Consider the following 12369-nt stretch of genomic DNA (forward strand, 5'->3'; position numbering starts at 1 on the left):
GCACCTGCCTTGCAAGCAGGGGGTCAGGAGTTCAAGTCTCCTTATCTCCACCATTAGAAAGTCTATAGTTAAATTAACTATAGACTTTTTTTATTTACAATTTATTAATATGAAATTTATAAATTATATATTAAAATGTAATATAAGGTATATTTAAATAAAGGAGAATATAAATGAATATAAGTAGAGTAAAGCAGTTTTATCTTTACTTTTTTGATAAAATGATAAATGAAGATTATATTTATATATCTAAATATTTAAATAAGTATGAAATTAGTATATTTAAAAAATTATCTAAAGAAGATCAAAAACATTGTGTAAGAGTAGCCTATGAAGTAGAGAATAAATGTAACGAAAATACAAATTTGAATAAAGATAGATTAATAAAGATAGCACTTCTTCATGATATCGGAAAAATTAAATGTAAACTAAACGTAATAGATAAATCTTTGTTAGTATTATTAGATTTTATAACTAAAGGGAATATAAAAAAATACTCAAATATAAAAAAAATTAATACATATTTTAATCATGGTGAAGATGGATATAAAATTTTAAAAGATAAAGAATATGATGAAGATTTTTTAGATATAATAAAGAACCATCATAATAAGAAGATTAAAAATGATGAGATGGATATAATTAGGTTATGTGATGATATTAATTAATTTATTTATAAGGAGGTAATTATGAACTCAGAGGAAAGAAGACAATATATAATAAACTTATTAGTAAAAAGTTCATCTCCAATTAAAGGGCAAAAACTAGCTGAAGAATTAGGGCTAACAAGACAGGTAATAGTAAAAGATATTGCAATACTAAGGGCTAAAGGAACAGATATAATAGCTACTCCAGATGGTTACATCATAAATAAAGATGAAAAAGGTGGATATTTTAAAATATTAGCTCTATGTCATAATTCTGATGAAATAGAAGAAGAGTTAAAAACTATCATAAAGTATGGGGGAGTTGTGAAAGATGTTTTAGTAGATCATCCTTTATACGGAGAAATTAAAGCTATGCTGATGATTAAAAATTTATATGATGTAGATAATTTTGTAAAGAAGTTTACAAACTATAAAGCAGAACCATTACTTATATTAACCAATGGAGTACATTTACACACAATATGGACTGAAAAAGAAGATCAAATGAATAAAATAATTGAAGAACTTAGTGAGAAAGGATATTTACTAGAAGGGTAATAGAAGGGGAAAAAATTATGGAGAAGGTTGCTCTAATAAAGTGTGATGATTATAATGTCGACCTAATAGAAGAAAAAATAAGAGAAGGTTTCAATTTACTAGGAGGAGAAAAATTTTTAAGAAAGCTTATTCCATACAATAGTAAGGTTTTGCTAAAGCCAAATTTATTAAATATTGAAAAGCCTGGTTCTATTGTTGTAACTCATTATGCTGTTTTTGAAGCTGTTATTAGGATATTAAAGGATTACTCTAGTAATATTATATTTGGAGATTCTCCAGGGTTTGGAGATTCAAGAAAAGCTGCTGAGAGGTCAGGGTTAATAGATGTAGCATCAAAATATGATGTAAAGTTTGATGGATTTATTGATTCAATTCATGTAAGATTAGAAGATTCTATATTGTGTAAATCGTGGAATGTAGCAAAGGCAGCCTATGAAGCAGATGTTGTTATTACATTACCAAAGCTTAAAACGCATGGTATGGCTTTTTATACAGGTGCAATAAAAAATCAATTTGGTTGTATTCCAGGTACTCAAAAGGCTACTTGGCATACAAGAATGCCTGATGCTAATAATTTTTGTAAAATGTTATTAGATTTAAATACCCTTGTAGGCACAGACTTTGCAATTTTAGATGGTATAGTTGCTATGCAAGGAAATGGTCCTAAGAGTGGAGAACCATACAAGTTAAATACATTAATAATGGGAGAGAGCTTAACAGCAGTAGATTCTGTGGCTGTAAGACTTATAGGCTATGACAATCCTTTGGATATTCCAGTATTAAAAGAAGCGAAGAACTATAATTTTGGGCCAGTTTTACCTAATGAAATTGAAGTTCTCGGGGAAAAAATTGAAAATTTAAAAGTAGATGATTTTAAATTATGTAGAAAAGCTGGAAGCTTTTACTTTGTAAGTCCAGTAGTAAATAATTTTTTAAGAGGAATGATAGCTCCTTATCCATCCTTAATAGCGGATAAATGTATAGGATGTAAAAGATGTAGGGAAGTTTGTCCCGAAGATCCTAAAGCTATAGATATGATTAAAGATAGTAATAGATCAGTTCCTGAATGGAATATGTCAAAATGTATAAGATGTTTTTGCTGTCAAGAACTATGTCCAGAGGGAGCTATAGAGTTGAAATATAATACTTTAGGTAGAATTTTAGGAATGAATAGAAGGTGAAATATTTGAAAAAAAGTGTTTTATTCATAATTTTTATTAGCATTATAACTCTAAGTATATTATTTATAAATACAATAGTTCAATTTTTGATAAATATACAGTGGTATAAAGACGTGGTATATTTATCAGTATATTTTAATAAAATAAATGCGCTAATAAAGTTAATGATACCATCATTTATAATTGTTTTTATTTTTATATATGTATATTATAGTGTAATAACCAAAAAGAAGGTTGAATTTAAAAAGATATTTAATAATAAAATTTTACTATGTATTAATAGTTTAATTTCAATAAGTGTTGCATACTTATTTTCTAGTGAGTATTGGTATTATATTTTACAATTTAATAATTCAGTAAATTTTAATCTAAAGGATCCCATATTTAACAAAGATATAGCATTTTATATATTTAAATTGCCACTTATAGAATCTATATATAATGCTTTGATGGGATTATTACTCTTTTTAATATTAACAACATCTGTTATATATTTTGTATTATCTATAAAGGATAGGGTACAGCATGGTGGCTTAAGGGAAATATTATATAATTTAAAGGAAGGAAAAAGTAGAATTACAATTTTAGCAGGAAGACAGTTAGCAGTAATTTCATCTTTAATATTAATAATATTATCACTTGGATTTTTCATAAAAAGTTGGAATTTAGTTTATAGTCCTAGGGGAGGAGTGTTCGGAGCTAGTTATACGGATGTAAAAGTGACATTGTTATTTTATAGAATAATAATATTATTATGTATAATTTCAGCTATTGTAGTTTTTTTTAGCATTATAAGAAAAAAGATAAAGCCTATAATAATTTGTTTGGGTTGCATTTTTGTATTTATTATTATTGAAGGAGTAACTTCAAACCTAGTTCAAAATTCTATAGTTAAATCTAATGAAAAAAAGTTAGAAGAACCATATATTAAATACAATATTGCTTATACAAGAAAAGCATTTGGTATCGACGATATACAGGAGACAGATTTTAGTGTAGAAAATAACCTAACCATTAATGATATAAATAATAATAAAGATATAATAGATAATATTAGGATAAATGCATTTGAGCCAGCTTTAGAGTTTTATAATCAATATCAAACTATTAGGCCATATTATGTATTTAATGATATGGATATAGATAGATACAAAATTAATGATAAATATACACAGGTTTTTATAGCTCCTAGGGAGTTAAATCTTGAAAATATTGATCCTAATACATGGCAAAACAAACATTTAATATATACCCATGGGTACGGAGTTGCTATGAGCAAGGTTAATTCTGTTACTAAAGAGGGACAGCCTAACTTTTTAATTAAAGATATACCAGAAGAAAATACTACAGATATTGCTTTAAAAAACTCTAGAATTTACTTTGGTGAAAAGACCAATGACTATGCCATTGTAAATACTAATTTAAAAGAATTTGATTATCCAAAAGGTGGAGATAATAAAATAAATCAGTATGATGGTAAATCTGGTATAAGAATGACATTATTCAATAAAGTTTTATTCGCTATAAAAGAGAAGAATTTAAATTTTATTCTTTCAAGAGATATAACTAGAAATAGTAAAATATTAATAAATAGAAATATAATTGAAAGAGTAAATAAGATAGCACCATTTTTGATATATGACCAAGATCCATACGTAGTTATACATGATGAAAAACTATATTGGATAGTAGATGCATATACTGTTTCAAATAGATATCCTTATTCACAGCCATATAATAATGTTAATTATATAAGAAATTCAGTAAAGGTAGTAATAGATGCTAGTGAAGGAGATGTGGATTTTTATATAGTAGATAAAAATGATCCTATAATAATGAGTTACTCAAAAATCTTTAAAAATTTATTTAAAGATTTAAGTAGTATGCCACAAGGACTAAAAGATCATATAAAATATCCAGAAGATATTTTTAAAATACAGTGTAATGTATTAGAAAAATATCATATGACAGATCCTATAGCATTTTTAAATGGAGATGATTTGTGGGAAGTATCTAAAAATGAAAAATTAGTACAGACTAAAGAAAGCGTAGATGAATCACCTTATGTAGTTATGAGATTACCGGGAGAAAAAGATAATGAGATGGTAGTATTAGAATATTTTAATATGAAAGATAGGAATAATATGTCTTCAATATTTGGAGCGAGAATGGATGGAGATAACTACGGTAAGTTAATAATGTATAGAATGCCTTCTCATAAAACTATATACAATCCATATTTCTTCAATCAAAAGTTAAAACAAGATCCATCTATTTCAAAAGAAATAGCTCTTTGGAGCACTAATGTTTCAGAAGTTATATTTGGAGATACCATAATAGTTCCATTAAATAATTCTTTATTATATGTTGAGTCTATGTATTTAAGAGCTAGTGGCAAAAATAGCGCTCCAGAAGTAAAAAGAATAATATTATCTTATGCTGATAGAGTGGTACTAGCAGAAAATCTTGATTTAGCTATAAAACAAATGTTTAATGTTAATGAAGAAGAAAATAATAATGAAATAAACAAAGATTTACAAGATATAAAATCTGCAAAAGATGTTTATGAAAAAGCCATAGAGGCTCAGAAAAATGGAGATTGGGCTAAGTATGGAGAATATATAAAATCATTAGGAGAGATACTTAATACTTTAAATAAAGAATAAAAAGTTAAACAGATAGTTTATAATGCTATCTGTTTAACTTTTTTGTTAGGTTTAAAAGGATTTTTAGAAAAAATGTTGAATGATACTTTTATAACATATTATTGTGAGGTATATTATGAATAATGAAGATAAAAGAGTAATTGTAAATAAAAAGATAAAAAACAGTATATATATTAGTACAGACTCTTTTAATATAAATAAGGTTCCAAATTCCATTAAAGATAATATATGTAAGAACTTATTAAAGAAAGAAAGAGTTATAATATTTACAGATGAACTTTTATATAAAGATTTAGAAAAAATATTTTTATCTTCATATGATTTAGTAATAGACAGCATAAATAGCGGAAAATTAGATATAAAATTATATGATTCTTTAAATTTTAATGTAAATTCTATAGAGTTATTGGAAGTATTAAAATATACTGCTAAAACAAAAGATAGGGTTACTATTTTATGGGATTTTAGAAACTATGCAAGAAGAATTGGTGACTTAGAAGAATTAATAAAATGTGTAAGTAATATTATTTCTTACTCAAATTCAAAGGTTAAAAATATAATTTTTATTAATAATTATAAATATAATGTTAATTCATTAAAAGAGTTATGTTCAATACTAGATATTATAATTATATTTGATAAAAACAAAGAACTTTATTTTCAATGTGATAAAGAAATGGATAATATTTTATGGCTGTTAAATTCTAATGCGGAATTAAAATATCAAAATAATAATTTAGTTTTATTTAATGATATATATTCTAATGTCCCAAAAACTTTAGATAAAGAGACTTTTAAAAATATAATAATTAATAATTTAAAAGATGTTTGTGATATTGATTTTTGTATAATATATACTTTGGATAAAGTAAAAGAAAATATTGTTGGATTAGATAGTAGTTTTGGAGTAACTAAAAGACATAAATATTATATGATAAATAATAGAAAATTTATAAGTTTTCAAAGAAGTATAAATGAAGAAATAATCAATAAGGGGCATAGTTTATTTATAGATATTTCACAAGCAAATAATACTGGTATGGAAAAAGTAGTTAAAGAAATATCTATAAGCAGTTGTTTAGGGGTTTATGTAGATAATTATGAAAATATAAAGGGTGTTATTTGGGTTGGAAGATATGAAAGAGATAAAAAGATATTAAAAGAAGATATAAATTATATAGGCCCACTATGTAAAACTATGTTCCATTTAATATATGAGCAAAATAAATATTGCGAGTTACAAGATAAATTTGTAGAAAATGAAAAATTAAGAGCGATGGGAGAAATGGCAGCAGGCATAGCTCATGATATAAATAACGTTTTAACACCTATAGTTGGATCTATTCAATTATTAAGAGACAGTAATATAGAAGATAAAAATATAATGAAGCATTTAAAAATAATTGAAATATGTGCATATGATGGTATGAATATAGCTGATAAAGTAAATAGATTTACAAGAAAAAGTATAAAAAACAAATTAGAATTATTTGTTATAGATGATATTTTGACAGATGCAATTGATCTAACTAAGAATAAATGGTTAATAGAAAGCAATTTAAATGGCGTATATATAGAAGTAATATTTAATTTAAAGTCTAAAACTAAAGTAAAAGGCAATGCTACTGAGCTAAGAGAAGTATTTGTAAATATAATTAGAAACGCAATAGATTCAATCGAAGGTGAAGGAAAGATAGAAATAATTACCCAGGAAATTAATAATATGGTGTGTATTAAAATTAAAGACAATGGAATGGGAATGAGTGAAAAGGTAATTAAAAGAGTGTTTGAGCCATTTTTCACTACAAAAGGAAATAAAGGTTCTGGCTTGGGGTTAAGTCTCTCCTATAAAATAATTCAAGAACATGGTGGAAAAATAAAAATTGATAGTAAAGAGAAGGTAGGAACATGTTTTAATATATCATTACCTATTTGCAATGATATGGATTTGATAAAAGAAGAAATATATGAGGATAAAATTGAATTTAATGGAAACATTCTTATTATAGATGATCAAAGTCAAATAAGAAGTGTCATATCAGATATGATTAAATCTATAGTTGATTGTAGAATAAAAAGTTGTGGAAATGAAAATATTGAGGAAGAGTTAAAAAGAAGAAAATATGATATAATAATTTGTGACTTCTCCATGCCTGGAATGAATGGAGTACAAATATCTAATATTTCTAAAAATATTAATAAGGATGTATTCTTTTGTTTAATGACTGGTTGGTTAGGTAATTTCGACATAAATATGACTGAAAATGTTGACTTAGTATTGACTAAACCAATTGATAAAGAGAAGTTAAAAGAAATATTTATGAAATATAAAAGTAAGATAACCACTTAGTATATATAATTTATATTTTATACTGAAGGGAAGGAAGTTTATGGATTATGATGTGCTAATATTAGGTGGTGGTATAATAGGCTGTGCTGTAGCTTATGAATTATCAAAGTATAGCTTAAATATAGCATTAATAGAGAAGGATTATGATATAGCCGATGATGTTGCTTTAATTAATTCAGCAGTAGTTTATGATGGAGTAGAGTGTGATGATACATTAATGGCTAAACTCGAAATGATGGGAAATGAAATGTTTGATGAACTTTCATCGAATATAAATGTTCCATTCAAAAGACAGGGCTCTTTAATTATAGCTGAAGATGAGAAAAGTGAAGATATGATAAACCAAATGTATGAAAGAGCTTTGGAAAGAGGAATAAAAGATATAAATTTATTACAAAGTAATGAAGTATATGAATTAGAACCAAACTTAAACATTAAAGTATCAAAAGCTTTATATTCTAAAAATACGGGAGTAGTATGTCCATATGATTTAGCTATAGCATATGGAGAAATAGCTTTTGATAATGGAGTTAATTTTAGATTAGAAGAAGAAGTAGTAGATATTCAAAAAATAACTAAAGGATTTAGAGTAATAACTAATAAAAATAAATTTACATGTAAAATGGTTATTAATACAACTCCTGGCCAAAATTATAGTATCGATACTTCAGAAAAAATATATAAAGAAAAAAGAAATTTAAGTTTCTTTCTTTTAGAGAAAGATTGTAAGGTAAATTATAATAATATAATGTTTACTATTAAAGACTCTGAAGAAAATGTGCGTATAATTCCTACAGTGCAAGGAAATATCATACTAGCTTTAAATACTGAAGAACCAGTAGGCTATGAGCATACATTAAAGAATTTTAATAGTATAATAGGGGAAATAGATGAAAATAAAATAAATGCTTTTTATCAATGGCCTCATTATAAAGATACTATAATAATAGATGAAAGTTTAATAGATAAAGGTTATATTAAAGTTGTAGGAAAGCATTATGGTCAAGTAACCATGACTCCTTCTATAGCAAAAATGGTTTGTGAAACTATTGTAAGCAATATTAACTGTATATTAAAAAAAGATTTTGTAGGAAAAAGAAGAGAAGTCTATAAATTTAGCCAACTCTCCAATGAAGAAAGAAATCAAATTATAAAAATGAATAAAAAATATGCAAATATAATATGCGCTTGCAAGAATATTACAGAAGGTGAAATAATAGACGCTATCAGAAGACCTTTAGGAGCTCGTACAGTTGAAGGAATAAAAAGAAGAACTGGTGTAACCTTTGGAAGCTGTAAAGGTTCTGAATGCTTTAGCAAAATTGTTTCTATTTTAGCTAGAGAAATGAATAAAAGACCCACGGATATAGTAAATGACTCGAAAAATTCAAATATACTAAAGTCTAGAATTAAAGAGTTTCAATATAAGTAGAGTGGAAGGGGTATTTTAATGTACAAAAGTTTTATATGTAACGGTTGTAATGATAAATGTGTTATAAATATGGATTTAGATGATGATACCCTCGAAATAAATGGGAATAAGTGCAATGATGGCATTTATTATGCTAATGAAGAAAGAAAGAACAATAAAGATATATTTACTACTTTGGTTAGAATAAAAGGAGCAGATTGTAATGTAGTTCCAGTTAAAAGTAACAAAACAATAGATAAAAAACTATGGATAGAATGTTCTAAAGCATTGAGTATGTTGTATGTGGGTGCACCTATAAAAATTGGAGATATAGTATGTCATAACCTTTTAAATACAGGTGTAGATATAATATGTACGAAGAACATAGATAAAATAATCAATTATGATAAAGAATAAATGTTAGAAGTTGATATATATAGTATATATGCATATAAAATACTTAGCGTATAGTGCATGTTTTAGATCTGAAGCGGTACTTCAGGGTACAGGTTTACCATATGGAGTGATAAAGGTAAATTGAGAAAGCCTTAATTTACCTTTATTTAATAAAAAATTAAAAATATTGTTGACATAACTTCAAATCACTGATATAATTTATTTTGTCATGAGATACGGAAAGATGGTCGAGTTGGTTTAAGGCACCGGTCTTGAAAACCGGCGTGCGGGTGACCGCACCCAGGGTTCGAATCCCTGTCTTTCCGCCATTTTCTATATATAAAACAAAATTTGGACATGGAGAAATACTCAAGTGGCCGAAGAGGCGCCCCTGCTAAGGGCGTAGGTCGGGAAACCGGCGCGAGGGTTCAAATCCCTCTTTCTCCGCCAGAGCATCTAGTTAACTAGATGCTTTTTACTTTATATAGAAATTAAATCAATTGATTTTTTTATAAATATATGTTAATATATTAGTATTAAGTATGCGTCGGTAGCTCAGTTGGATAGAGTAGCTGGCTACGAACCAGTTGGTCGGGGGTTCGAATCCTCTCCGACGCACCAAAAAACACCAAGAATTGAATTACTTCAACTCTTGGTGTTTTTTTATTTGATGGGAAAGGAGATTTAAAGTACAATCTATTTAAATACCTTAATACGATCTTCTAATGGTTGGAATTGTTTTTCATCTGGCTGTGCTATTGGCTTTCCAAAGGGCATTTGTGCAATTAACTTCCAGTTATCTGGTATGTTCCATTCTTTTTTTGCATCAGTTTCAATAAGTTCATTATAGTGTTGCAATGATGCACCAAGTCCATCAATTTCTAATGCAGTCCAAATAACAAATTGATGCATTCCGCTTGCTTGTTGAGACCAAATTGGGAAGTTATCTTTATAGAGAGCAAATTGTTGTTGAAGAGACTCTACTACACTATTATCTTCAAAGAACAAAACTGTACCATATCCGCTACGGAATGAGTTTATTTTATCTTCAGTAGAACTAAACTTGTCTGCGGGTACAACCTTTCTCAAAGCCTCTTTCGTAATATCCCATAATTTATCATGGTGCTTTCCTAATAATAGAACTATCCTTGCACTTTGTGAATTAAATGCAGATGGGGTATGCTTCACAGCATGATCTATAATTTCTTTGATTCTATCGTCTGAAATCACAGCCTCCTTGCTAATTCCATAAAATGTACGTCTATCTGCTACGGCAGTAAAAAAATCTTTTGACATTTAATCATTCCTCCAATCTATATAAATATTGAATTCTTGTTATTTATAATAAAATTGATATATTATTATTTAATATAATTTATAAAATATTAATCTTGTTTATTCATTTCTAAAATTAAAATATGGGAAGTTTCTTTTGCTTTGATTAAAATATTTTCTTCAACTATTTCAAATCCATCCCTATCATCTAACTGAATATCATTTATTATAGATATTCCCTCTATTTGAACTAAATATGCTTGTCTTCCTGTATTAATTAGAAAACTAATCTCCTTTCCGTTTTTGTTTTCCCTTCTTACATGAAGCTATTATATTCATTTAAAAGATAAAATGAATAAATATTAGGTAATAAAAATATTTATTCTATGTGAAAAAAATCTAATATAAATTTCATTTATGAGTTATTAAAAATAGATATCTTTCATTAATCTGAAAATAATAAATCGCAAAATTTTTCTTGATTAATGGTAACACATAGCGTATAATTTGAATAAATTATGAGCAGGTGTATGTGTAAAGCAATCATGTGTATTTTTATATTTATAAAATGAAATATTTATTTGATTAAAATTCATTTTATAAATTTGTTTGCATATATATAAATAAAAAAATATGAATATTCAATCAATTTAAATGAATAATTATAAAACATAATTATAAATCTCATGAATATTTTAAGAGGGGGCTAATTTATGAAAAAAAGAATATTATCTATATTGCTATCTGGGGCGATGGCAATAAGTGTGGTAGGATGTGGCAGTAAAACAAATGGCACACCTGCAAATACACCTAATAAATCAAACTTTAAAATAGGTGTTATTACAGGAACTGTTTCTCAAGGAGAAGAGGAATACAGAGCAGCTGAAAATATGAAAAAAGAATATGGAGATATGATAGTTCTTCAAACTTATCCAGATAATTTCTCAAAAGAACAGGAAACTACTATAGCTAATACGTTAAGTTTAGCATCAGATCCAGAAGTAAAGGCTATAGTTTTTGTACAGGCTGTTCCTGGCGCTGCGGCAGCGATAGATAAGGTAAAAGAAAAAAGAGATGATATCTTATTTATTGCTGGGGTTCCAGGGGAAGACCCATCAATAATAGCTTCAAAAGCAGATGTAGTTTTACAGGCAGATGAGTTAGGAATGGGAACAGCAATAATAAAACAAGCGAAAAAACAAGGAGCTAAAACTTTCGTTCACTACTCTTTCCCAAGACATATGTCTTATCAATTATTAGCAATGAGAAGAGATATATTAAAAAAGACTTGTGAAGAAGAAGGGATTAAATTTGTAGATGCTACAGCACCAGACCCAACCGGAGATGCTGGGGTTCCAGGAGCTCAACAGTTTATCTTAGAAGATATTCCAAGAAAGGTTAAAGAGTTAGGGAAAGACACATCATTTTTTAGTACAAACTGCTCTATGCAAGAACCTTTAATTAAAGCAGTATTACAAGAAGGTGCTATATTATCACAACAATGTTGTCCATCACCTTATCATGGATATCCAGGTGCTCTTGGAATACAAATACCAGAAGATAAAAAAGGTGATTTAAATTATGTTATAGAGGAAACAAAGAAAAAAGTTGCAGATATGAATGGAACAGGAAGATTATCTACTTGGCCAGTACCTGTTAACATGTTATTTGTTCAAGCTGGTGTTGAATATGCTAAAGCTTATTTAGAGGGTGATATAAAAGAAAAAAATGATAAGGCTAAATTAGAAGAGATATGTAAAAAGGTAGCTGGAAAACCGATACAAATGAATACTTTTAAAGATGAAGAAACTAATCAGGCTTTAGATAACTTCTATGTAGTTTTATCGGATTACATTGATTTTTAATAAAATAATAAAGGTTGCTT

The 12369-nt window shown here is 27.1% G+C and carries 9 protein-coding genes, 3 tRNA genes and 1 pseudogene; 11 read left to right on the top strand and 2 right to left on the bottom strand.

The features are described 5' to 3' along the window. Positions 1-173: 173 nt before the first annotated feature. The 10 genes from RYO54_RS17860 to RYO54_RS17905 all read left to right on the top strand — a co-directional run bounded on the left by RYO54_RS17860 (position 174) and on the right by RYO54_RS17905 (position 9830). Positions 174-668: an HD domain-containing protein gene (locus RYO54_RS17860; RefSeq protein ID WP_315121825.1), complete on the top strand. Its 495-nt coding sequence runs from the start codon at positions 174-176 to the stop codon at positions 666-668. Positions 669-689: 21 nt separating this feature from the next. Next, complete coding sequence (locus RYO54_RS17865; RefSeq protein WP_315121827.1) at positions 690-1205, top strand: transcription repressor NadR; 516 nt, start codon at positions 690-692, stop codon at positions 1203-1205. Between the two features lie 17 nt (positions 1206-1222). After that, positions 1223-2386 carry a DUF362 domain-containing protein gene (locus RYO54_RS17870; protein ID WP_315121829.1) on the top strand — a complete coding sequence of 388 codons (1164 nt, stop codon included), beginning with the start codon at positions 1223-1225 and terminating at the stop codon, positions 2384-2386. A 5-nt stretch (positions 2387-2391) separates the two neighbouring features. Next, entirely contained in the window at positions 2392-5052 is a 2661-nt protein-coding gene (locus tag RYO54_RS17875; protein ID WP_315121831.1) for a UPF0182 family protein, read from the top strand. 115 nt (positions 5053-5167) lie between these two features. Then, positions 5168-7402 carry a hybrid sensor histidine kinase/response regulator gene (locus tag RYO54_RS17880; RefSeq protein ID WP_315121832.1) on the top strand — a complete coding sequence of 745 codons (2235 nt, stop codon included), beginning with the start codon at positions 5168-5170 and terminating at the stop codon, positions 7400-7402. A 40-nt stretch (positions 7403-7442) separates the two neighbouring features. Then, positions 7443-8834 carry an FAD-dependent oxidoreductase gene (locus tag RYO54_RS17885; RefSeq protein ID WP_315121834.1) on the top strand — a complete coding sequence of 464 codons (1392 nt, stop codon included), beginning with the start codon at positions 7443-7445 and terminating at the stop codon, positions 8832-8834. An 18-nt stretch (positions 8835-8852) separates the two neighbouring features. Continuing rightward, entirely contained in the window at positions 8853-9230 is a 378-nt protein-coding gene (locus RYO54_RS17890) for a DUF1667 domain-containing protein (protein WP_315121836.1), read from the top strand. 217 nt (positions 9231-9447) lie between these two features. Further along, a tRNA-Ser gene (locus RYO54_RS17895) sits at positions 9448-9538 on the top strand. A gap of 30 nt (positions 9539-9568) precedes the next feature. Continuing rightward, a tRNA-Ser gene (locus RYO54_RS17900) sits at positions 9569-9659 on the top strand. A gap of 94 nt (positions 9660-9753) precedes the next feature. Next, a tRNA-Arg gene (locus RYO54_RS17905) sits at positions 9754-9830 on the top strand. A 75-nt stretch (positions 9831-9905) separates the two neighbouring features. On the opposite strand, the gene RYO54_RS17910 is transcribed toward RYO54_RS17905, so the two are convergent. Together RYO54_RS17910 and RYO54_RS17915 are read right to left on the bottom strand one after the other, a co-directional pair. Then, positions 9906-10505, bottom strand: a complete 600-nt coding sequence (locus RYO54_RS17910) for a nitroreductase family protein (RefSeq protein WP_315121837.1) — start codon at positions 10503-10505, stop codon at positions 9906-9908. A gap of 89 nt (positions 10506-10594) precedes the next feature. Next, positions 10595-10795, bottom strand: a pseudogene (locus tag RYO54_RS17915) (pirin family protein); the annotation flags it as partial. Between the two features lie 402 nt (positions 10796-11197). On the opposite strand from RYO54_RS17915, the gene RYO54_RS17920 reads away from it, so the two are divergent. After that, positions 11198-12349, top strand: coding sequence for a DUF3798 domain-containing protein (locus RYO54_RS17920; RefSeq protein WP_315121839.1), 1152 nt, complete (start codon positions 11198-11200; stop codon positions 12347-12349). Positions 12350-12369 lie beyond the last annotated feature (20 nt).

The sequence above is a fragment of the uncultured Clostridium sp. genome (genome assembly GCF_963515715.1).
GTDB lineage: Bacteria > Bacillota > Clostridia > Clostridiales > Clostridiaceae > Clostridium_AW.